Genomic DNA, 22,482 nt, shown 5'->3' with positions numbered 1-22,482 from the left:
AGTTCAGGAATCGAAGGCCGTCAGTCCTCACCCGTCGTCCCGCAGGCTCGGCCCCTGGCTTGAGCTGCCTCCATCGCCACTGCGCAGCGCGTGGGCGGTGGTGGTTGCGGCATGGGTGAGCTGCTGCCTGCGGTGCAGGCGCTTGGCCCAAGCGGGCTGTTCGGTGGATGGAGCCGAAGCTGCGGCATCGCCTGCGCCGTTGGCACCCGATACCGATGCAGCGTCGTCGGGCCGGAAGGCAGCGGCCACGCGCGCCTTCATTGATCGCGCCCCATCCGCCACCTTCTGCCCGGCGGCTTGGGCGCCGGCCCTGGCCACATTGCCCACGCCGGCGGCAGCGCCCTTGAAGCCACCGCCGGCCGCGGACGAACCCGCTTCAAACGCCGAGGTCGCAGAACGCGCATCGCTGGCCGCCATGCGGGCAGCGCCTGGGGTCATGCGCGCCCCAGCAGCCACCGCGCTGCCGGCGCCGTCCGCAGCTGCGCCAACGCCAATGGCAGCGCCTGCCGCCCCGAGCGTGGCCCCTGCCATCGCCCCAGCACCAAGCTGCGGCCCACCGGACACCAATCCGGTAGCGATGCCTGGCCCGAAGATGCCCAGGGCCAGCATGGACAGCGAAGCCAGCATGATGACCAGCGCCTGGTCGATAGAAGGCTCGGCCCCAGCAGGAATCCTGAATTCGGCAAACAGCCCGGTGCCGATCCCCACGATGACGGCCAGCACCAATACCTTGATGCCCGACGACACCACGTTACCCAGCACCTTCTCCGCCAGGAACGCCGTCTTGTTCCAGAGCGCGAACGGCACCAGCACAAAGCCCGCCAGCGTCGTCAGCTTGAACTCGATCAGCGTCACGAAGAGCTGCACCGCCAGCACGAAGAAGCACAGAATGACGATGCCCCAGGCCAGGAACAGCACCACGATGGAGGTGAGGTTGACGAACACCTCCGGGAAGCCCGCCATCTGCTGGATCTGCTCCAGGATAGGAGCCGCCGCGTCGATGCCGGTCTTGGCGAGCCGCCCCGGCTGCAGGAAATTGCCCATGCTCAGGCTGGAACCACTGGCCGTCAGGCCTAGCCCCGCGAAGGAGCGGAACACGATCCCCGCCAGCGTGTTGAAGTTGCCGATGATGTACGCGAAGGCCCCGACATACAGCACCTTGCGCAGCAGCTTGGCGATCACGTCCTCGCCCTGGCCGCTGGCATGGCCCAACGCCCAGAACAGTCCAGCCAGCGTCATGTCGATGACGATCAGCGTGGCCGTGAGGAACGCCACCTCCCCCTGCAGCAGCCCGAAACCCGAGTCGATATAGCGCGAGAAGGTGTCGAGAAAGCGGTCGATGACCGCTACGTCGTTCATAGCCCTACCCTCCGTTTCTTGTCAGTTGCCGTAGAAATGGACGGTCTGCGGCGTGTACGGCGTACCCGTCCCCAGGAAGCGCCGCGTCACCTCGCGCCCACGCTCCGTGGCCGCTGCCTGCCGAGCCAGCTCCAGCGACGCCGCCCGGTCCTGCGTGATCTGCAAGCGCTGGGTCTGGATCGACTGCTTGGCCTGCAGGGCCAGCAGCTGATTCATGGCCTGCATGGCTTGCAGCGCGCCTGCGGCGGACTGACTCTTGCCCACGAGGTCGGCCAGCACACCTTCGTCGTCGCTCAGGTTCTGCGAGGCCTGGGCCTGCATCTGCATGGTGGTCTGCAGGCCATTGAGCGTGTTCTTCCAGCGCTCCTGGGCATCGCGGAACATCTGGTCGCCACTGACCGCGGCGCTGTACTGCTCGGGATACAGGCGCTTGAACATCTGGTCCATGTTCGCCAGGTCGAACGCCATGCCCTTGGCCTGGGCAATCAGCCGCTGGGTCTGAGCCAGGTTGCTGCGCAGGCGATTCACCACATTGAACGGCAGGCTGGCCAGGTTGCGGGCCTGGTTGATCAGCATCTGCGCCTCGTTCTGCAGCTGCTTGATCTGGTTGTTGATCTCCTCCAGCATGCGCACGGCGGTCAAGGTGTTCTGCACATAGTTGGTGGGGTCGAACACGATCCGGCCCCCTCCGCCGCCCAGGCCGAACAGGGCATGGGCGGGCTGGGCGGTGCAGAAAGCCAGGGCGCCGGCAACGGCCAGCGCAGTCAGCCGGGAAGTGAATGCGGTACGGATGGTCATGGTGATTTCTCCTGGGGTTGCGGGGATGGGAACGAGGACAGCAGGTCGGCGGCCCAGTGCAGGCCACGGTGGCGCAGCCAGGCAGCTGAGAACGGAGTGGATTCGGACGATGTGGAGTTGGTGGCTGCAGCGAGCACCGCGTCGATGTCGCGCTGGTCTTGCGGCGTGGACGCGCCCGCAAAGGCCAGCGCCGCCGGCCCCAGGTCGAGGTCGAACAGTCGATTGCCGAGACGGGACTGGTAGTAGTAGTCGCGCTTGGGCTGCGCGGTGGCCACGATCTCGATCTGCCGGCTGTTGAGGCCGAAGCCCTCGTAGATCGTCCGGATCTGCGGCTCGGTCGCCTGTGGATTCGGCATGAAGATGCGGCTGGCGCAGCTTTCGATGATGGCCGGCGCGATGCTCGAATCCTTGATGTCAGCGAGCGACTGCGTGGCGAAGATCACCGAGACGTTCTTCTTGCGCAGCGTCTTGAGCCACTGGCGGATGCGCGCCGCGAACACCGGATCGTCGAGGAACAGCCACGCCTCATCGAGGATCAACAGTGTGGGAGCACCGTCAAAGCGTTCATCGAAGCGCGCAAAGAGGTAGTGCAGCACGGCCATGACGGCAGCCTTGCTGTGCATCAGTTCCTCCATCTCGAAGCACTGCACGGAGCAGGAACCCAGGCGATCCGAATCCGCGTCCAGCAGCTTGCCGTGCGCGCCGCCGAGCACATAGGGAGCCAATGCCTGGCGCAGCGCGTTCGATTGCAGCAATACGGACAGCCCCGTCATCGTGCGTTGCTCCAGTGGTGCACCGGCCAGGCTTCCCAGCGCCGACCAGATGGCGGCCTTCTCTTCGGGGCCGACGGCCACACCTTCATGCCGCAACCGGCCTTCGATCCATTCGGCCGCCCAGGTGCGGTAGCCCTCGCGGTCGATACGGGCGAGCGGCTGGAAGGCGATATCGCCCCCCTCCTGCATGCCCGTCCCGAGGTCGTAGTGCTCGCCCCCCAGCCCGAGGATCGTGGCGCGCATGGAGCGGCCCATATCGAAGGCAAAGATGCGCGAGCCGCGGTAGCGCCGGAATTGCATCGCCAAGGTGGCGAGCAACACCGACTTGCCCATGCCGGTCGGCCCGGCTACCAAGGTATGGCCCACGTCGCCGATGTGCGTGACCAACCGGAATGGCGTCGCGCCTTCGGTGCGCGTCACGATCAGCGGCGGGCCATCAAGGTGCGCATTGCGCTCGGGGCCGGCCCATACCGCCGATACTGGCATCAGGTGCGCCAGGTTCAGCGTCGAGACGATGGGCTGGCGGACATTGGCGTAGGCGTGGCCAGGAATCGAGGACAGCCACGCATCGACAGCGTTCAAGGTCTCGGGGATGGTGACGAAACCCCGGCCTTGAATCACGCGCTCCACCATGCGCAGCTTCTCGTCGGCCTTCGCCGGGTCGGCATCGAGCACCGTCACCGTGGTGGTGACATAGCCGAAGGCCACCTGGTCGCTGCCCAGCTCCTGCAAGGCAGCATCCGCATCGGTCGATTTGTTGCTGGCGTCGGTATCGACCAGCGGAGTTTCCTGCTGGAAGATGGTTTCGCGCAGCAGCGCAATGACGTTCTTGCGCTTGGCGAACCACTGGCGGCGCAGGCGTCCCAACTCTCGTTCCGCATCGGCTTTGTCGAGGCACAGGAACCGGGTTAACCAGCGATACGCAAAGCCGAGGCGGTTGAGATCGTCCAAAATCCCCGGCCAGGTTGAGGTCGGAAATCCCCGCACCGTCGCCACGCGCAGGTTCTGGTCGCCCAACATCGGCGCCAGGCCGCCGATCAGCGGCGCGTCGGCCAGCAGGGCGTCGAGGTGGAATGGCACCTCGGGCACGCCCACGCGGTAGCGCCGCGCGGAGATGGTCGCGTGCAGATAGGTCAGGGTCTGGCTATCGTCGAGCCATGCGATCTCCGGCATCACGCCGTCGAGCAGGTCAAAGATGCGATCCGTTTCCGCTATGAAGGCGGTCAGGCGCTCACGCCAGTCCACGCCTTCGGTCGGACGGTTCTCGTACAGCATCCCGGCGGCACGGGCGCGCGATTCTTCCGCAGGCAGGTACACCAGTGTCAGGTGGTAGCCGCTCTCGAAGTGGTTGCCAGAGTCCTCGAAAGCGGCACGGCGCTCCTCATCCACCAGCCACGACAGCGGCTCAGGAAACTCCGAGTGCGGGTAGTTGGCGGCGAGCCGGCGCTCGGCTTCGATGAACAGCGCCCAGCCCGAACCCAGGCGGCGCAGCGCGTTGTTCAGCCGCGCCGACGTGGAAATCAACTCGCCCTGCGTGGCGCTGTCGAGGTCAGGCCCCCGAAAGCGCGCCGTGCGTTGGAAGCTGCCATCCTTGTTCAGCACGACGCCCGGCGCCACCAGCCCGGCCCAGGGCAGCCAGTCGGCCAGCAGCGCGGGCCGCTGGCGGTATTCGGCAAGGTTCAGCATGGCGGCATCCCCCTATACGTCCAGCAGCTGCCGGTGCTTGATGTGGCGGGCGAAGACCTGCATGAACTGCGGATCGACGCGCGCGCCCCAGACCGCCAGCGCGTGGCCAGCGATCCAGAGCACGACGCCGGGAATCCACAGTTGCAGGCCCAGCCCGACAGCAGCAGCCAGCGTGCCGTTGGTGATGGCTACCGTGCGCGGGGCGCCGCCCAGCAGGATCGGCTCGGTCAGCGAGCGGTGCAGCGGGACCTCGAAACCAGGGGCGAGGCCCTGCATGCCATTGTGCGGACCGTTCATACGACGGCCCCGCCGGAGAAGCTGAAGAACGACAGGAAGAACGAGGACGCGGCAAACGCGATCGACAACCCGAAGACGATCTGGATCAGCTTGCGGAACCCGCCCGAGGTATCGCCGAAGGCCAGCGCCAAGCCCGTGGCGATGATGACGATGACCGCGATGATCCGGGCCACCGGCCCCTGGATCGACTCCAGGATGGATTGCAGCGGCCCTTCCCAGGGCATTGAGGAGCCAGCGGCCTGCGCCGTGCCGGCGAGCAGCAGCATCAGCGCAACGAGCAGCAAGCCCTGCAGGGCGGGTCGAGCCACGCCATGCAGCCGCACGGGGCTGGAATGAAGCCCAGACGAGAAATATGGATGTACGGAAGTATGGCAAGCATCAACGTGCGTCATGGAAGTTCTCCAGGTGGGATGGGGGAAAGGAAATCGATGGGAGGAAGCTCGGGCGCCAGTGCGTCCTCCAACTGGTAGCCCGCGCCGTCAAAGCCGACGACGCAGGCGATGCTCTCGATGCGGCGCTTGCGCCCACGCCCGGCGATGTGGATGACCACGTTGACCGCTTCCGCGATCAGCGCACGGGGCGGATTCACCGCCACTTCGAGAATCAGTTGCTCCAGGCGCAGCAGTGCGCCCAGTGCGGAGCCGGCATGGATCGTGGCGATGCCGCCTGGATGGCCGGTGCCCCAGACCTTGATGAGATCCAGCGCCTCGGCGCCGCGCACCTCGCCGACGACCACGCGGTCAGGCCGTAGGCGCATGGACGAGCGCACCAGCTCGGTCATCGACACCACACCTGCGCGCGTGCGCAGCGGCACATGGTCGCGGGCCGCGCATTGCAGCTCCACCGTGTCTTCGAGCACCAGCACGCGGTCGCCGGTGGCGGCGATCTCGGCCAGCAACGCATTGGCGAGCGTGGTCTTGCCCGTGCTGGTGCCGCCGGCGATCAGGATGTTCTGGCGCTCGCGCACGGCGCGCACCAGCAAGCCCGCCTGCGCGGCGGTCATCATTCCGTCCTCGATGTAGCGCGACAGCGGGATTACGCCAAAGGCACGCTTGCGCAAGGCGAAGGCCGGCCCCGGCGCAGCGGGCGGCAAGATGCCCTCGAAGCGTTCGCCGGTTTCCGGCAGCTCTGCCGTCAACAGCGGCTGGCCCCGATGGACTTCGGCGCCGACATGGGCGGCCACAAGGCGGATGATGCGTTCGCCGTCCGCTTCGGACAGCTCCACGCCCATCGGTGAGCGCCCCGATGAAAGCCGGTCGATCCACAAGGTGCGATCCGGGTTGAGCATGATTTCCACCACGTCCGGGTCTTCGAGTGCGGCGGCGATCAGCGGCCCCATGGCAGTGCGCAACATCTGGATGCGGCGGTCGAGCGAGGTGGCCGTGGAAGAAGCTGGCGGTGCGGAATTCATAAGGCCCCCTCCTGCGCCTTCTCCTGGCGCGTCGAGTCTGGATGCAGTTCCTCCACCACGTCCCGCACCAGGCTGCGCCCGCGCAGCAGATGGCGCCCCAACTGTTCAACAAACTGCTCGAAGCGCGCCTTGCCCTGGGCACGCGCCGCGTCCTGATGTGCTTCGGGCACCGGCGTGCTCACCGTGAGGAAGTAGCGGATGAACAGTGCCAACGTTTCGATCTGGATGTTCTGGTCGCGCTCCAGCCGTTCGGCATGGCGCGACAGGCGATCCAGCCGCTTGGCAATCGCTGCCTCGCGCTGGTCGCCCGTATCGGGCGACAGCCAGGACGCCAAGGCAGCGGCGACGATGCTGGACTTGGAGACGCCTTTCTTGGCGGCCAGCTCATCCAGCCGCTTGCCATGCTCGGACTGGATGAACACGTTGAGTCGGTGTTGGGTCATAGGTCGATTCCGTCGTTGGGGTCAAGGGATGCCAGCCGGGCCGTACGCTGCAGGGCTGGGTCGAGCTGGCGCGGAAGGGGAAGCGGTGTGTCGTCGTCATCGAGCAGCGCGAGATCCGTTGCGAGGTGATCCGGCTCGGTGTCGTAGGCGACGGTCTCGGAGAGTTCGGGCTGGCGGCGCGGGCCGCCGTCATCGGCCGCACCCAGGTTCTCCAGGTCAGCGGCGGATGCCGTGCCCAGTGAAGCAGGCGCGGCAGGAATCGCCAGTCCGCTCCAGTTGTCAGCGCGTGCCGGTGGCACGTCGGCATAGCGCCCGGCCGCGAGCACCGGCGGCGGCAGCACGCGCCGCTTGAAGTTGGCGTCCGCGTAGTAGCGCAGCTTCCTGGCCTTGATCGGCGCCACGCTGGACACCATCACCACCGCCTCGTCGGGCGGTAGCTGCATCACCTCGCCCGGCGTCAGCAACGGGCGCGCAGTTTCCTGGCGCGACACCATCAGGTGCCCCAGCCACGGCGCGAGCCGGTGACCCGCATAGTTGCGCTGGGCGCGCAACTCGGTAGCCGTTCCCAGGGTTTCGGAGATGCGCTTGGCGGTGCGTTCGTCGTTCGTGGCGAACGTTACCCGCACATGGCAGTTGTCCAGAATCGAATGGTTCTGGCCGTAGGCCTTGTCGATCTGGTTCAGGCTCTGCGCGATCAGGAAGCTGCGGATGCCATAACCCGCCATGAAGGCCAGCGCCGTCTCGAAGAAGTCCAGGCGCCCGAGTGCCGGGAACTCGTCGAGCATCAACAGCAACTTGTGGCGGCGCTCAATGCCGTCGCTGCCATCGAGCGATTCCGTCAACCGCCGGCCGATCTGGTTGAGGATCAGGCGGATCAGCGGCTTGGTGCGGCTGATGTCCGACGGCGGCACCACCAGGTACAGCGATACCGGATGCTCCGCCGCGATCAGGTCGGCGATGCGCCAGTCGCAGCGCGAGGTGACCTCGGCCACCGTGGGGTCACGGTAGAGGCCGAGAAACGACATGGCCGTGGACAGCACGCCGGAACGCTCGTTGTCCGACTTGTTCAGGACTTCGCGCGCTGCGGATGCCACAACCGGATGCGGCTCCGTGTCCAAGTGCGGCGTGGTCATCATCCGGTGCAGCGTCAGCTCGAATGGGCAGGCCGGGTCGCTGAGGAAGTTGGCGACGCCGCGCAGCGTCTTGTCCTCGCCCGCATAGAGCACATGCAGGATGGCACCGACCAGCAGCGCGTGCGAGGTCTTTTCCCAGTGGTTGCGCCGCTCCAATGCCCCTTCGGGATCGACCAGGATGTCCGCGATGTTCTGGACGTCACGCACTTCATGCGCGCCGCGGCGAACCTCCAGCAGCGGGTTGTAGGCCGCTGACTTCGCATCGGTGGGGTTGAACAACAGGCAGTGGCTGAAACGGCTGCGCCAGCCTGCGGTGATCTGCCAGTTTTCGCCTTTGATGTCGTGGATGACGGCGGACGCGGGCCAGCTCAACAAGGTCGGCACCACCAGGCCCACGCCCTTGCCCGAGCGCGTGGGCGCGAAGGTCAGGACATGTTCCGGGCCTTCGTGGCGCAGGTACTGGCCGTCCAGCTGGCCAAGAAATACACCGGCAGACTGGATCAGTCCGACTTGGCGAACGTCATCCGCATTCGCCCAACGTGCCGAGCCGTAGGTAGTGACCAGCTTGGATTGCCGCGAGCGCCAGATCGACATGCCGATGGCAACCATCACGGCCACCAGGCTGCTGCCGCCCGCGATGGCTCCGCCGATGTCGAAGACATGCGGCGCATAGGCGTCGAAGAAGAACCACCACTCGAATAGCCGCCATGGGTGATAGACCGGCGCGCCCATGAAATCGAACCACGGCAAGCCCAAGCGTAGCTGATAGCCCAGGGCGGCGGCCGTCCATTGTGTGGCTGCCCACACGCCGGCGATCACGATGCCGAACACAACGGCGATCTGGCCGAACAGCACGTTCGTCCCTTGCATTGATTGCCTCCCATGACGGCACAGGGATGTGCCGCAGCCACGAGGATCAAGGCGAGTGCGCGGGCCGGTCAAAGGCCGTTGTGGCAGTGATTCAGACGAAAAAAGCCATATTTATTGCTGCAGCAGAGACAATAAAAACGCCGCAGGCGCGAGCGCTCTGCGGCGTAGGGAGGTAACAGTGGGAACTCAACCGCCGTGGTGATGCTGCGATGCGACGGCGAGATGGATTACTGGGTCTTCTTCTGCTCCGGCCTGTCGCCGAAGAAGCGCCGCTCGGCGGCTGCGGCTGCGCGCATGCAGAGTTCGTCGCCGACCTTCGCGCGATCTACCTTGCACAGCCGCTGGATTTCCTTGATGCGCGCGGGGTTTGCCACCAATTCATCCACGGTCTCCGTGGGCTTGGCGGGGCCGCAGGCGGTCAGCAAGGCGGCCATGGTCAGCAGCAAAACGCTTTTCATGAGGTTCATCCTTTCAAAGACAGGTCATGAAGCACCAGCAGGGCTATCGCTTTCGTCGGTATCCATAGAAGCCACACGGGCAATGAAGCGAGCCAACATCTCGGATGGCTCTGCATCACGGCGCAGCAGATAGGTGACGAGCATGGGGGGAGTGCCCTGCAAGCGCCTGGCGACAACCCCAAGCTCCCGGCTCGATGCGATATGGGCCGCTCCGGCCAGCCCAAAAGCGATTCCGGCGGCCACCAGAATCATCATCGCGCCGAAGGTAGCCACGCGCTGGACAACTATCGGCTCTTGTTCCTGCCGACGCAGAAAGCGTTCGACCTGGAGCGCGTGGCCCGCGCACACTGCCGGATCCCCCAGCACCAGGGGATAGCGCAGGAGCTCCTCCAACGGGATTCGGCTATGGGCCAGCGCGGTATGGCGAGCCGGTACCGCCACCATCAGTTCGTCTTCCCAGGCCGGAGTCGCCACGATACCGTCGCCCACTTCCTCCGCCATCGAGAATCCGACGTCGTATAGGCCATCGTGCAGGCCCTGAATCTGTTGGTCAAAGGAAACCTCGAATAGCCTGATATCGATCTCCGGCTCTTCTTCACGGCATCGCGCCAGCAAGACGGGCAGGCGCGATGGTGGGACGCCATCCGACAAGGCTATGCGGAGTTGGCCATGAAATCCCCTGGCGGCCGATTGCACGCCATCGCGCGCTTGCTCCAGTGACGCGAAGATGCGGGGTACCCGCTCCAGGAATGCCTTGCCCGCATGGGTCAGTCGGGTGCTGCGCGTGGTCCGCGTGAAGAGCGCGGTTCCAAGCTCCTCCTCCAACTCCCTGATAGTGCGTGATAAAGGAGATTGGTCGATATGCAGCCGCTCTGCGGCACGGCCGAAGTGCAGTTCTTCAGCAACAGCCATAAAGCAGCGCAAATGCCGAAGCTCCATGCTGCATCCATTACAACTTAAAGGCCCTTGACCAGTTCCGGCACGGCAGCGAACAGGTCCGCCTCCAGCCCGTAGTCGGCCACCGAGAAGATCGGTGCCTCGGGGTCCTTGTTGATCGCCACGATCACCTTGGAGTCCTTCATGCCAGCCAGATGCTGGATGGCGCCCGAGATGCCGCAGGCGATGTACAGCTGCGGCGCCACGATCTTGCCGGTCTGGCCGACCTGCAGGTCGTTCGGCGCGTAGCCCGCGTCCACCGCGGCGCGGCTGGCACCGATGGCTGCGCCCAGCTTGTCGGCCAGCGGGGTGATGACTTCTTTGAACTTCTCTTCGCTGCCCAGCGCGCGGCCGCCCGAGACGATGATCTTGGCGGCCGTCAGTTCGGGACGGTCGTTCTTGACGATCTCGGAGCCCACGAAGCTGCTCTTGCCGGAATCGGCTGCGGCGGCCACGGTTTCAACCGCTGCGCTGCCACCGGTGGCGGCCGCGGCGTCGAAGCCGGTGCCGCGCACGGTGATGACCTTGGTGGCGTCGCCCGATTGCACGGTGGCGATGGCGTTGCCGGCGTAGATGGGACGCTCGAAGGTGTCGGGGCCGTCGACCTTGGTGATGTCGCTGATCTGGGCGACGTCGAGCTTGGCGGCCACGCGGGGAGCCACGTTCTTGCCGCCGGCGGTGGCGGGGAACAGGATGTGGCTGTAGTTGCCGGCGATGGCCAGCACTTGCGCGGCGACGTTCTCGGCCAGGCCGTTCTTCAGGCTCGCGCCGTCGGCGTGGATGACCTTGGCGACGCCGGCGATCTGGGCGGCGGCGGCAGCGGCAGCGGCAGCGTTCTCGCCGGCGACGAGCACGTGCACGTCACCGCCGCAGGCCTTGGCGGCCGTCACGGTGTTGAGGGTGGCGCTCTTGATGCTGGCGTTGTCGTGATCTGCAATAACGAGTGCGGTCATGGCTGGTGTCCTTTCGATGTTGTTGTGGTGAGCCTTAGATGACCTTGGCTTCGTTCTTGAGCTTGTCGATGAGGGTGGCCACGTCGGGCACCTTGACGCCGGCGCCGCGCTTGGGCGGCTCGCTGACCTTCAGGGTCTTGATGCGGGGAGCAACGTCCACGCCCAGCTCTTCGGGCTTGAAGGTGTCGAGCTGCTTCTTCTTGGCCTTCATGATGTTGGGCAGCGTCACGTAGCGCGGCTCGTTCAGGCGCAGGTCGGTGGTGATGACCGCGGGGGTGGCGAGGCTCAGGGTTTCCAGGCCGCCGTCCACTTCGCGGGTGACGTTCACCTTGTCGCCGGCGACTTCGACCTTGGAGGCGAAGGTGGCCTGCGGCAGGTCGGCCAGCGCGGCCAGCATCTGGCCGGTCTGGTTGCAGTCGTCGTCGATGGCCTGCTTGCCCAGGATCACGAGGCCAGGCTGTTCCTTGTCGATCAGGGCCTTGAGCAGCTTGGCCACGGCCAGCGGCTGCAGGTCGAGGTCAGCGGGGGTCTCGACCAGGATGCCGCGGTCGGCACCGATGGCCATGGCGGTGCGCAGCGTTTCCTGGCACTGGGCCACGCCGCAGGAGACGGCGATCACCTCGGTGACCACGCCTTTTTCCTTCAGGCGCACGGCCTCTTCCACCGCGATTTCGTCGAAGGGGTTCATGCTCATCTTGACGTTGGCGATGTCTACGCCGCTGCCGTCGGACTTCACACGCACCTTGACGTTGTAGTCCACCACCCGCTTCACCGGTACCAGGATTTTCATAGTATTTCTCGCACCTAATTAATTAGCAGTTTTGCAGTTAGTACAGACCTACGGCTGCAAAGCAAGTAAGCCTGCGTCAAGAATCGAGCTCGGGAGGTGTCTAGCTATATATGTCTGTGCCTAGGGCAATGGTATATAGGAGCACCCACCTTCAGGAGGGTGGTGCAGTGCTGCCAAATGCCGGAACACGCCTATCAAATCCTTGCAACCAATCCGCCAGAACGGGGTGAGCTGTGCGCCAGTTTCCCTGGAAGCGGAAATCCAGATACCCCAGCGCCACCGCGAGCCCGATTTCACCGATGTGTACGCCGGCCGAGCGCTGAACGGGCAGGTCGCTGGCGAATGCCTTGAGCGCGCGCTCCACCTTCTCCCGTTGGTAATCGAGCCAGGAAGCAAGGCGATGCGACTCGGGGCGAAACCGTGCCTCATACACCTGCAGCAAGGCAGCGTCAAGGAGACCGTCGGCCAAGGCTTGGTGTCGGAGCACGCGAATACGATCTTCGGTACTCGGGATCAGGATGCCGCGTCCATCCATCAAATCGAGGTACTCGATGATGACTCTGGAGTCGAACAATGCCTGCCCATCGGGGAGGACGAGCGTCGGAACCTTTCCCAGCGGGTTTTGCTGCCGCAGGCTGTCGGAAGCATCGCTGGTGTCCGCAGGGTCCAGCCTCACGAACTCCTGTAGGCCAAGAACCTCTACCGCAATGCGCACCTTACGCCCGAAGGGCGAGGCAATGGATGTACGCAGCGACAGCATGATTAAATGTTGGCCAGCAGACCGCCGTCCACTCGAATCACGGACCCCGTCACGTAAGCGGCATTCCTGCTCGCCAGGAAGGCAACCACATCAGCGTACTCTTGAGGCTCACCATAGCGGCCAACAGGAATGGACGCAGTGCTCTCGCTAGACACCGACTCGACGGAACGTCCTTCACGCTTGGCTTTCTGCTCATCCAAGTAGCGGATACGTGCGGTCGCCACGCGCCCGGGCAGCACGATATTGCAAGTTATGCCATCACGACCGACTTCCCGAGCCAGGGTCTTTGACCAGCCGAGAAGTGTCATTCGCAGCGCATTGGACAAGCCCAAATTCGGAATGGGCGCAACGACACCAGACGAGGTGCTGGTGATGATGCGACCGAACTTTCGTTCGCGCATCCCCGGGAGCACCCGATCCGTGATGGCGATCACAGACATCACCATGCTTTGGAAGTGAGCCGTCCAAAGTTCGGTGCTCTGACCAGACACGGGAGTGGGAGGCGGACCGCCCGTATTGTTGACCAGGATGTCTACCGGACCAAGTTCCTTCTCGATCCGCTCGATATTGCCTTCGACGACGCTGAGGTCAGCGAGATCCCAACTCAGGACAGCGGTCCGGACGGATGGCATTTCTTTACCAATTTGCTCGGCGACGCTAGTTGCAGCGGCCAAGTCGATATCGGCAAGTGCAACATGCGCCCCCTCTCTCGCCAAGGTACGGGCAATCGCACCGCCCAGACCGCCGCCCGCACCCAGCACAAGTGCAGTTTTTCCAGAAAGTCCTAGTTCCATCGTTGTGTCCTTACTCTTTGAGTGTTGAGGTCTTGATCGTTAGATCAATTTGCCGGGGTTCATAATGTGATTGGGGTCCAGGGAGCGCTTAATGCGAAGCATCAGGTCGAACTCAACATCGGACTTGTAGTGCCGCAGTTCTTCGCGCCGCAACTGACCAACGCCGTGCTCCGCACTAATGCTCCCATTGGCCGCCGACACGATGTCATGCACCACCCGATTGAGCTTGGCAGTTGCGACCGCATATTCGTCAGGCAAAGCATTCAACGGCAACAGCACGTTGTAATGGAGATTCCCATCGCCCAGGTGGCCAAAATTAATGATTTGTGCGCCTGGCAGCGTTTCTCGGACGGCCACGTCAGCATTTCGAACAAAGGCGGGGATAGCGGAGATCGGCAGTGCAATATCGTGCTTGACCGCCTTCCCTGCACGAACTTGCGCTTGAGAAATGCCTTCTCGAATCTTCCAGAATGCTTGGGTCTGGGCATGGGTTTGGCTCACGACCACGTCCTGGATCAGTTCCTCTTCCAACGCATCGCCCAGGCTGTTCTCGAGCAAATCGGCAAGCCCCTCTTCCTGGGTGTCTGCCAACTCAATGAGTGCATTGAAGGAATGTGAACTGGCGAGGGGCGCACGAACGTCTGTCACATGTTGCAAGATCAGATCGAGCGACTCTTCGGACAACATCTCGAAGGCAACGAGACGCTCGCCACACGATTCGCGCATTCGTGCCAGCAACTGGACGAGTGCATCGACGCTCGTGGCTCCGACCCAGGCAGTTGCCCGCGCGATGGGCCGTGCATGCAGCTTCAGCACAGCAGCGGTAATAACCCCCAGGGTGCCTTCCGAACCGACAAAGAGGTCACGCAGGTCATATCCGGTATTGTCCTTGCGCAGAGCTCGCATGCCATTCCAGACGCGTCCGTCAGGCAGGACAACTTCCAGACCAAGCACCAGCTCCCGCGCATTGCCATAGCGAAGAACCGCTATCCCGCCTGCATTGGTGGCGAGGTTGCCGCCGATCGTGCAGCTACCTTCTGCACCAAGGCTAAGCGGAAAGTACCGGTTCGCCTCCTGTGCCGCGGCTTGGACGTTCGCTAGGATGACACCCGCTTCGGCCGTCATCGTGTTGTTCAACGGATCGACATTCCGAATGGCGTTCATGCGGACCATGCTGAGGATGACCTGAGCGCCGCTCGCATCTGGAGTCGCGCCTCCGCTCATCCCCGTGTTGCCACCCTGAATGACAACAGGTGTACGTGTCTCATGGCAGATGCGCATCACCTCCGCAGTCTCTGCGGTGTTCGCGGGCCGCACCACAACGCTACTCAGACCGGTCCACTTTTGCAGCCAGTCCGTTTCGTAGGCTGCTTTAGCCTGTGGCTCTAGAACCAGGCCGGCATCGCCAACGGCGGTGCGCAGACGGCCGATAAGATCGTGATTGTTGCTACTCATGTGAATTACCAGCCTAGTTGGAGGCGCCCCAGCGCCATTGAAACCGCAGCCTGGGTGGGCTCGACGATCGGAAGTCCAAGCTCCTCCTGCAGCTTGCTCCTAAATGGCGCCATGCCGGCGCATCCCATGACCAGCACATTAGCGCCGTGCTCCCTTTTAAGCCTCTCGCCCGCCGCAATCATGGATTTCAGCGTAGTCGCTTGATCGGCCAGCTCCGCCACCGAACGGCCGATCGCCACTTCCCCTGCGACTCGCTGCGTGATACCCATGGCCCCCCACGTACGCCAGTGCCGTCCGATGGATCCATCAAGAATGGCAATCACGCCGAACCGCTGTCCGAGTGTCATGGCCGTGAGCGCGGCGGATTCACTAATTCCGAACGACGGCACGCCCTTGATTTCACGCAGCAGATGTAACCCCGGATCACTGAAGCAGGCCGTCACGAAGCCGGCGGCATCATCCAGATGTTCCTGAGCGAACTTGTAGACGGACAGCGCTGCTCGGTCCACGTCATGCTGCGTCTGTATTCCAGGTGGGCCGTCGGCAATGGTGACGCAGGTGATGCGCGGGCCATCCGGTCGCCGCAATGACGCCATGGCCGCATCGATACCGGCGGTGACCGCATCGCTGCTGTTCGGATTGATGACGTATAGATGCTTCTGAGTCATAGCAATGGATGAAGCTGATGAAAGATGGCACATGAGCGCGCCGAGGAGCACTCAGTTTAAAAGCCGGGTGCGAATTCGACACTTACCGATTTATCGGTCATCATTGACCTTTTGTTAATCTCCACCACCATGTCCTTCAATCTACGGCAGATCGAGGTGTTCCGTGCCGTGATGATCACTGGCTCGATCCGAGGTGCAGCGCAACTCCTGTTTGTGTCTCAACCTGCCGTGAGCCGACTGCTATCCCATACGGAGTCGCGTGTCGGATTTCCCCTATTCGAGCGCATCCGAGGACGGTTGCATGCCACGCCGGAAGCCAAGAAGCTCTTTCACGAAGTCGAGCAGGTCTATGCCGGCGTGAAGCGGGTGAATGAGCTCGCTCGTGACCTGAAGGAGCATCAAGAGGGTATCTTGAACATCGTCTCGAGCCCCAGCGTCGGACAGATGGTCATTCCCACGGCCATGGCTGAATACCGCCATGCCAATCCTCAGGTGAAGTTGACCTTCCAGTATCTTGCGCACACCCCGCTCATGGAGCGTTTGCTCAACAGGCAAGCGGATCTAGCGGTGACGATCCTTCCAGTCAACCATCCCAACCTTGAAATGGAACTCATTGGGATGGGGCAATTGGTTTGTATCTGCCCCTACAACCACCCCCTGGCGCGTAGAGCCAAGTTGACCGTTCAAGACCTTCTACCCTATCCATTCATTTCGTATGACCGCGCCACACCATTCGGTGCGATGGTTGGCGCGTTGTTCGATGCCAGCGGCGAGACCGTGCGTGCAGCCATTGAAACCGGTTCGCCCCAGAACGCTTGCGCCCTGGTAAATGCGGGTGCCGGGATTGCGCTGGTCGATGTCTTTTCCGCGCTCAGTTGGCCCGGAGCCCGATTTCTGATCCGGCCACTAGACGAAGCCCCCATCCTCAAGGCCACATTGGTTCGCTTGCGTCTTGAGCCCATGTCCCAGCTCGCACAGTCCTTTGTCGAGGTACTCAAGGGAGTGTTGAAAAAGGAAGGGCTCGGGTTATCCCCATGAAGAGATAACATGATGTTAATTGTCGCGCTCAAACTTTGACGCGACATCGAATGGCATGGTCGGAATAATTGCTTCCAACAAGACCACCCATTCGAGCCCCCAGTCATGTGCTTCAAAGCCGCCCAGATCGCTTCTTCTGTTCTTGATGGCCACGTCAAGACCATTGCGCTCCTACCCCACGAAGCCGGGCGAGGGGATGCGCGATGAAGCTAGGTATTGAAGGGCGGCGCGCCCTGGTCTGCGGATCCAGCAGGGGGCTAGGCAGAGCATGCGCCGAGTCGTTGGCGGCGAATGGAGTGCATCTGACGATGGTGGCACGTGGGTCCAAAGCCTTGGAGCTCGCCGCTGCCGAAATTCGGCAACGCTATGGCGTCACCGTGCATACGGTGGCAGCTGACATTGTCACGCCGGAAGGCCGCAGGACTGTGCTGGCTGCGCATCCGGCACCGGACATCCTGGTCACCAATGCCGGTGGCCCGCCTCCCGGACATTTCCGGGATTGGAGCCGCGACGACTGGATTGGCGCGCTGGACGCCAACATGCTTGCGCCCATAGAACTCATCCGCGCGACGATCGACACGATGATCGAACGGCGCTTCGGCCGGATCGTCAACATTACCTCGGCGACAGTCAAAGCGCCTGTCGACATCCTTGGCCTCTCTAGCGGAGCACGCTCCGGCCTGACCGGCTTTGTCGCCGGCCTTGCGCGCCAGGTTATCCCACACAACGTCACTATCAATAACCTGCTTCCGGGGCCATTCGAGACCGAGCGACTGATGGAGACAGCCCGCCAATGGGCGCACGACAAAGGCATGGACAGCGGCGAAGTACTGGCTCGCCGCAGAGCCGCTAACCCTGCCGGCCGCTTTGGTGAGCCGCGTGAGCTTGGCGATGCATGCGCTTTCTTCTGCAGCGCACAGGCGGGTTTCGTCACCGGGCAAAGCCTATTGCTTGATGGCGGAGCCTATCCCGGGATTTTTTGACTCACGGATTTCAACGACATGAGCACATCCAACTTTGACCTCACTATTCGAAACGGCCGTATCAGCAATGCCGATCGCACCTTTCATGCCGATATCGGAATCCGGGATGGCGTGATCGTCGAGATCGCCGAGCGCCTTTCTCCCGGTGCCAAGGACGTCGATGCCAAGGGACTGTGGATACTTCCTGGGGGAATCGACAGCCATTGCCACATCGAACAACTCTCCGGCATGGGGCTGATGTGTGCGGATGATTTTTACTCGGGCACCGTATCAGCCGCATTTGGGGGCACGACCACGATCATTCCGTTCGCAGCCCAGCATCGCGCCGACAGCATCCCTGACGTAGTTGCTTCATACAGCAAGCTGGCAAGCGAAAAGGCAGTCATCGACTATGGCTTCCATCTCATCCTGGCCAACCCCGATGAGACCGCCCTGAGCAAGCATCTGCCGCAGGTCATCCGGGATGGCATCACTTCGCTCAAGGTCTACATGACCTACGACAAGCTCAAGCTGGATGACTACCAACTGCTGGAAGTCATGGCTGTCGCAGGCGAGGAAGGAGCCCTCGTCATGATGCACGCCGAGAACAACGACATGATCCGCTGGATTGCCCATCGTCTCCTGGAGCGAGGACACGTAGCACCAAAGTTCCACACGGTTGCCCATGACCCGCTCGCCGAATCCGAAGCAACAAACCGCGCCATTGCATTGGCGAGCTTGGTGGATGTGCCAGTCCTGATCGTGCATGTCGCGGGACGGCAGACCGTCGAAGTCATCCGCAACGCGCGCCGGCTCGGTGCCGCCGTGCACGCCGAAAGTTGCCCGCAGTATCTCTTCCTGGAAGCGAGCGACAGTGACCTGCCGGGCGTAGAGGGTGCCAAGTTCTGCTGCAGTCCGCCCCCGAGGGACAAAGACTCGCAGGAAGCAGTCTGGCAGGGACTCAAGGACGGAACTCTGGGTTTGTTCTCTTCAGACCATGCACCCTATCGATTCGATGAATCGGGAAAGCTGCCCAAGGGCGATGCGACCACCTTCAAAGAAATGGCCAATGGCGTCCCGGGCATTGAACTGCGGCTGCCCCTGCTCTTCTCGGAAGGGGTGATGAAGGGACGAATCACGATCGAAGAATTCGTGGCGCTTACCTCTACCAATCATGCGCGCATGTATGGACTTGCTCACCGCAAGGGTGCCATTGCGGTCGGCGCCGATGCGGATCTCGCGCTATGGAATCCGAACCGCAGCGTTGACGTCAACGCAGCCATGCTGCATGACCAAGTGGGATATACGCCCTACGAGGGCCGCTCGCTGCGGGGCTGGCCCGAGCAGGTCTACAGCCGTGGCCGCTGCGTGGTGCGCGACAACACGCTTCAAGTGGAGCGCGGCACCGGTCAATACATTCCCAGGCGTCGCCCCGAACCTCTGCGTGAACGCGAGAAGCAATCTGCAGCAAAGGGTGCATTCAGCCAGCTCGTGGGCCTGAAGCGCGCCCCCTGAACATATTTTCCCCGTTCCCGATCTGCTATCCCATCTTGTCCAACAGGAGTCTTTCTATGAAGCTCAGTGTCAAACCGTTCCCTCTGCGCGCCGTGCCGTTTGCCCTGGTGTCCCTCACGGCAGCCACCGCCTTCGCGCAAAACCTCCCACCATTGCGCACCGGCGTCGACGCGACATTCGCCCCTCATGCAATGGCCAAGCTCAGCGGTGGCGTGCAAGGTTTCAACGTGGATCTGGGCGAAGAGGTTGCCAAGCGCCTGGGGCGAAAACTCGAGATCGACGCAGCTGAATTCTCAGGCCTGATTCCCGGTCTCAACAGCCGCCGCTATGACTTGCTGATCGCTCCGGTTACCGTGAACGCGGAACGAGCCAAGGTGCTTCTGTTCACCGAAGGTTATCTGGACACGAACTACACCTTTCTGGGGCTCAAAACGACCGCTCCTGTCCAGAAGCTGGAAGACTTGAAGGGAAAGACGGTTGCGGTCAACAAGGGTTCCAACTATGAGAGCTGGGCGAAGGAAAACGCCGCGAAATATGGCTTCAAGTTTGACGTGTACGGCTCCAACGCGGATGCCGTGCAGGCAATTCAATCGGGGCGCGCCGACTATAACTTGGCAGGCAGCACGGTGGTGGGTTGGGTCGCCAAGCAGAACCCCGCTCTCAAGACCAGTTACACGATCAAGACGGGCCTCGTCTGGGCGCTGGCCTTCCGGATCGACGACAAGGCCGGCCGCGACGCTGCCTCCAATGCACTCAAATGCATGAAGAAGGACGGCACTATCTCCAAGCTCGCGGTCAAGTGGTTTGGCTTCCAGCCCGATGCCGACGACGCCGCCAACACCATCGCGCCTGGAACGGGTGTTCCCGGTACGGATGGCTATGACCCGACCCCTGTGACTCCAAAGTGTGCCTAATGGCGCACTGAACCGCGCCGAGTTTCGAGGAAGCCAGTTGGCTTGTGTCAGATCGGCTTGGTCTGACGGTTTGGGAATCTGATTTCTACTTCCTGCCCCCGCAGGGGCCGCCTGCCTGAAACGCGCACCTTGATCCCGACTTGCTTTATTCCGTTCTCAATCCAATTTCTCATTCAGCACGACAGGAGTTGATCCATGAAGCTCAATATCAAACCTTCCCCTATGCGCACCGCCTCGATCGCCCTGGTGTGCCTCACTGCGGCCGCCGCGTTCGCGCAGAATCTTCCGCCGCTGCGCTCAGGCGTCGACGCGACGTTCGCTCCGCATGCGATGGCAAAGCTCGGCGGCGGACTGCAGGGCTTTAACATTGACCTAGGCGAAGAATTAGCCAAGCAGTTGGGTCGCAAGATCGAGATCGAGGGAGCCGAGTTCTCCGGCCTGATCCCGGGCTTGAACAGCCGTCGCTACGATCTGCTCGTGGCTCCGGTCACGGTGAACCCGGAGCGCGCCAAGGTGCTACTGTTCACGGAAGGCTACCTCGACACGAACATCGCTTTACTGGGGCTAAAGAGCACTCCCGCCGTCGAGAAGTTGGAAAACCTGAAGGGGAAGACGATCGCCGTGAACAAGGGGACGGTCTCCGAGACTTGGGCCAAGGACAACGCCCAGAAGTACGGGTTCCAGTTCGACGTGTTCGGCTCAAACGCCGACGCGATTCAGGCAGTGCAATCCAGTCGAGCGGACTACAGCCTGGCTGACAGCACCGTCGTGGGCTGGGTGGCCAAACAGAACCCAAGTTTGAAAACTTCCTATACCGTCAAGACTGGGCAAGTCTTGGCATTTGCGTTCCGCGTGGACGACAAAGCTGGTCGAGATGCGGCTTCCAGCGCACTCAAGTGCATGAAGAAGAACGGGACGGTCTCCAAGCTGGCGATGAAGTGGTTCGGCTTCCAGCCTGACGCCGATGACTCGGCAAACAAGATCGCGCCTGGAACGGGTGTGCCCGGCGTGGATGGCTATGACCCAACCCCTGTGACTCCGAAGTGCGCATGATGAAGATCCTCGAAATTTCAGGACTGCGCAAGTCCTATGGCAGCACCGAGGTGCTACGCGGCGTGGATCTCCAGGTCAATGCCGGCGAACTCGTATGCGTGATTGGTCCTTCAGGTTCTGGCAAGAGCACGATGCTGCGCTGCTGCAACCTACTCGAAGTCCCAACCCAAGGCAAGATCGTCGCCAATGGCCACGAGGTGACGTCGCCTGCCGTCAACATCAATCATGTCCGGCAGGACATCGGAATGGTGTTCCAGCAGTTCAATCTCTATCCGCACCTCACCGCGTTGGAGAACGTATCCCTTGCGCTATTGAAGGTGCAGGGAAAGACGAAAAACGACGCCGAGCAGATCGCGATGGCCGCACTGGAGCAGGTCGGCCTGGGGGCCCGGGCCAAGTTCTACCCCGCGCAGCTCTCGGGCGGGCAGCAGCAGCGTGTCGGCATCGCCCGTGCCGTGGCACTTAAGCCTCATGTGATCTTGTTCGATGAGCCAACGAGCGCGCTTGATCCGGAACTCGTGGAGGATGTTCTGAACGTCATGCGGGACCTGCGCAAGCGCGGCATGACGATGCTCGTGGTGACCCATGAGATGGCTTTCGCGCACGCTGCCGCTGACCGAGTCGTCTTCATGGATGGCGGTGTCGTCGTCGAGCAAGGGACTGCGGCCGAGGTTTTTGAAACCCCACGAGAAGCACGTACGAAGAGCTTCTTGGCACGTTATGGAAGTGGACGACCATGACCGGCGATAGCGGATTTTTCTTCACTTTCTTCAACCTCGCCGTTGCGGAGCAATACTGGCCCGCCATTGCCACTGGCATGCTCGTGACGGTTGGTGTTGGCATCGCGGTCGTCATCACGGGCACGGCCCTCGGACTTGCATTGGCCATACTCCGATCGTTCGGAATGCGGGCGATGGCGTTGCCTATCGTGGCCTTCGCCGACGTCATGCGATCACTTCCGCCTCTGGTGGTCATGATCGTCTTGTACTTTGGCCTGCCAGCCCTTGGCTTGCCCATGTCTGCGTTCGCGGTGACCTGGGTCGCCCTTTCGCTGGTGCTCGCAGCATATGCAGAGGAAAGCATCTGGGCCGGCATCCTCGCTGTGCCTGCGGGGCAACTCGAGGCCGCGCGCTCTACCGGCATGAAATGGTGGCAGGGAATGCGTTGGGTGGTGCTGCCTCAGGCCATCCGCCGAGCGGTGCCGCCGCTGACGAACCGTGTTATCGCCACCACCAAGAACACTGCTCTCGGCTCCGTCGTGGCGCTCAACGAGATTCTGAACAACGCGCAAGGAGCCACCAGCCATGCAGGAAATCCGACGCCGTTGGTGATGGCGTCCATCGCCTACTTGATCGTGTTCTTGCCTCTGGTCATCGGATCTCGAAGTATCGAACGACGTTGGAAGCGAGCGTAATC

General features: G+C 62.6%; 24 protein-coding genes. 7 read left to right on the top strand and 17 right to left on the bottom strand.

What is annotated here, in order from left to right; translation table 11 throughout:
• Positions 1-27: 27 nt before the first annotated feature.
• From trbL to ACYVKR_RS10370, 16 genes are all read right to left on the bottom strand, one after another.
• Positions 28-1,359, bottom strand: coding sequence for a P-type conjugative transfer protein TrbL (trbL, locus tag ACYVKR_RS10445; RefSeq protein WP_460480820.1), 1,332 nt, complete (start codon positions 1,357-1,359; stop codon positions 28-30).
• 21 nt (positions 1,360-1,380) lie between these two features.
• Positions 1,381-2,157: a TrbJ/VirB5 family protein gene (gene trbJ / locus ACYVKR_RS10440; RefSeq protein ID WP_460480819.1), complete on the bottom strand. Its 777-nt coding sequence runs from the start codon at positions 2,155-2,157 to the stop codon at positions 1,381-1,383.
• Positions 2,154-4,616 carry a conjugal transfer protein TrbE gene (trbE, locus tag ACYVKR_RS10435; protein ID WP_460480818.1) on the bottom strand — a complete coding sequence of 821 codons (2,463 nt, stop codon included), beginning with the start codon at positions 4,614-4,616 and terminating at the stop codon, positions 2,154-2,156. Before trbE ends, trbJ begins: the two co-directional genes overlap by 4 nt.
• 12 nt (positions 4,617-4,628) lie before the next feature.
• The gene (locus ACYVKR_RS10430; RefSeq protein WP_460480817.1) at positions 4,629-4,913 is read right to left on the bottom strand and encodes a VirB3 family type IV secretion system protein; all 285 of its coding nucleotides are present in this window, start codon (positions 4,911-4,913) and stop codon (positions 4,629-4,631) included.
• Positions 4,910-5,305, bottom strand: coding sequence for a TrbC/VirB2 family type IV secretion system protein (locus ACYVKR_RS10425; protein ID WP_460480816.1), 396 nt, complete (start codon positions 5,303-5,305; stop codon positions 4,910-4,912). Before ACYVKR_RS10425 ends, ACYVKR_RS10430 begins: the two co-directional genes overlap by 4 nt.
• Positions 5,302-6,324, bottom strand: a complete 1,023-nt coding sequence (gene trbB, locus ACYVKR_RS10420; protein WP_460480815.1) for a P-loop NTPase family protein — start codon at positions 6,322-6,324, stop codon at positions 5,302-5,304. Before trbB ends, ACYVKR_RS10425 begins: the two co-directional genes overlap by 4 nt.
• Positions 6,321-6,767 carry a CopG family transcriptional regulator gene (locus ACYVKR_RS10415; RefSeq protein WP_460480814.1) on the bottom strand — a complete coding sequence of 149 codons (447 nt, stop codon included), beginning with the start codon at positions 6,765-6,767 and terminating at the stop codon, positions 6,321-6,323. Before ACYVKR_RS10415 ends, trbB begins: the two co-directional genes overlap by 4 nt.
• Positions 6,764-8,770 (bottom strand): conjugal transfer protein TraG, encoded by a 2,007-nt coding sequence (locus ACYVKR_RS10410; RefSeq protein ID WP_460480813.1) that lies wholly within the window; start codon positions 8,768-8,770, stop codon positions 6,764-6,766. The genes ACYVKR_RS10415 and ACYVKR_RS10410 overlap by 4 nt, the downstream gene beginning before the upstream one ends.
• Positions 8,771-8,997: 227 nt before the next feature.
• A complete protein-coding gene (locus ACYVKR_RS10405; RefSeq protein ID WP_460480812.1) occupies positions 8,998-9,228 on the bottom strand; it encodes an EexN family lipoprotein in 231 nt (76 codons plus the stop codon).
• Between the two features lie 24 nt (positions 9,229-9,252).
• The gene (locus tag ACYVKR_RS10400) at positions 9,253-10,167 is read right to left on the bottom strand and encodes a LysR family transcriptional regulator (RefSeq protein WP_460480811.1); all 915 of its coding nucleotides are present in this window, start codon (positions 10,165-10,167) and stop codon (positions 9,253-9,255) included.
• A gap of 17 nt (positions 10,168-10,184) precedes the next feature.
• Positions 10,185-11,117, bottom strand: coding sequence for an electron transfer flavoprotein subunit alpha/FixB family protein (locus tag ACYVKR_RS10395; RefSeq protein WP_460480810.1), 933 nt, complete (start codon positions 11,115-11,117; stop codon positions 10,185-10,187).
• A 34-nt stretch (positions 11,118-11,151) separates the two neighbouring features.
• Positions 11,152-11,907 carry an electron transfer flavoprotein subunit beta/FixA family protein gene (locus tag ACYVKR_RS10390; protein ID WP_460480809.1) on the bottom strand — a complete coding sequence of 252 codons (756 nt, stop codon included), beginning with the start codon at positions 11,905-11,907 and terminating at the stop codon, positions 11,152-11,154.
• 151 nt (positions 11,908-12,058) lie between these two features.
• The gene (locus tag ACYVKR_RS10385) at positions 12,059-12,667 is read right to left on the bottom strand and encodes a glutathione S-transferase family protein (protein ID WP_460480807.1); all 609 of its coding nucleotides are present in this window, start codon (positions 12,665-12,667) and stop codon (positions 12,059-12,061) included.
• Between the two features lie 2 nt (positions 12,668-12,669).
• The gene (locus tag ACYVKR_RS10380; protein ID WP_460480806.1) at positions 12,670-13,461 is read right to left on the bottom strand and encodes a Rossmann-fold NAD(P)-binding domain-containing protein; all 792 of its coding nucleotides are present in this window, start codon (positions 13,459-13,461) and stop codon (positions 12,670-12,672) included.
• 39 nt (positions 13,462-13,500) lie between these two features.
• Entirely contained in the window at positions 13,501-14,916 is a 1,416-nt protein-coding gene (locus ACYVKR_RS10375; RefSeq protein WP_460480805.1) for an FAD-binding oxidoreductase, read from the bottom strand.
• A 5-nt stretch (positions 14,917-14,921) separates the two neighbouring features.
• A complete protein-coding gene (locus ACYVKR_RS10370; RefSeq protein WP_460480804.1) occupies positions 14,922-15,584 on the bottom strand; it encodes an aspartate/glutamate racemase family protein in 663 nt (220 codons plus the stop codon).
• A gap of 129 nt (positions 15,585-15,713) precedes the next feature.
• On the opposite strand from ACYVKR_RS10370, the gene ACYVKR_RS10365 reads away from it, so the two are divergent.
• Entirely contained in the window at positions 15,714-16,622 is a 909-nt protein-coding gene (locus ACYVKR_RS10365) for a LysR family transcriptional regulator (RefSeq protein WP_460480803.1), read from the top strand.
• A gap of 15 nt (positions 16,623-16,637) precedes the next feature.
• On the opposite strand, the gene ACYVKR_RS10360 is transcribed toward ACYVKR_RS10365, so the two are convergent.
• Complete coding sequence (locus tag ACYVKR_RS10360; RefSeq protein WP_460480802.1) at positions 16,638-16,775, bottom strand: hypothetical protein; 138 nt, start codon at positions 16,773-16,775, stop codon at positions 16,638-16,640.
• 50 nt (positions 16,776-16,825) lie between these two features.
• Between ACYVKR_RS10360 and ACYVKR_RS10355 the strand changes: the two genes are divergently transcribed.
• From ACYVKR_RS10355 to ACYVKR_RS10330, 6 genes are all read left to right on the top strand, one after another.
• Positions 16,826-17,605, top strand: a complete 780-nt coding sequence (locus ACYVKR_RS10355) for an SDR family oxidoreductase (protein WP_460480801.1) — start codon at positions 16,826-16,828, stop codon at positions 17,603-17,605.
• Positions 17,606-17,623: 18 nt separating this feature from the next.
• Positions 17,624-19,099, top strand: a complete 1,476-nt coding sequence (gene hydA / locus ACYVKR_RS10350; RefSeq protein ID WP_460480799.1) for an amidohydrolase family protein — start codon at positions 17,624-17,626, stop codon at positions 19,097-19,099.
• Between the two features lie 56 nt (positions 19,100-19,155).
• The gene (locus tag ACYVKR_RS10345) at positions 19,156-20,013 is read left to right on the top strand and encodes a type 2 periplasmic-binding domain-containing protein (RefSeq protein ID WP_460480798.1); all 858 of its coding nucleotides are present in this window, start codon (positions 19,156-19,158) and stop codon (positions 20,011-20,013) included.
• Between the two features lie 222 nt (positions 20,014-20,235).
• Positions 20,236-21,066, top strand: a complete 831-nt coding sequence (locus tag ACYVKR_RS10340) for a transporter substrate-binding domain-containing protein (RefSeq protein ID WP_460480995.1) — start codon at positions 20,236-20,238, stop codon at positions 21,064-21,066.
• A complete protein-coding gene (locus ACYVKR_RS10335; RefSeq protein ID WP_460480796.1) occupies positions 21,063-21,806 on the top strand; it encodes an amino acid ABC transporter ATP-binding protein in 744 nt (247 codons plus the stop codon). The genes ACYVKR_RS10340 and ACYVKR_RS10335 overlap by 4 nt, the downstream gene beginning before the upstream one ends.
• Entirely contained in the window at positions 21,803-22,480 is a 678-nt protein-coding gene (locus tag ACYVKR_RS10330; RefSeq protein ID WP_460480794.1) for an amino acid ABC transporter permease, read from the top strand. The genes ACYVKR_RS10335 and ACYVKR_RS10330 overlap by 4 nt, the downstream gene beginning before the upstream one ends.
• Positions 22,481-22,482 lie beyond the last annotated feature (2 nt).

Source organism: Comamonas humi (assembly GCF_054782535.1).
This window is presented reverse-complemented; position numbering and strand designations above follow the sequence as displayed.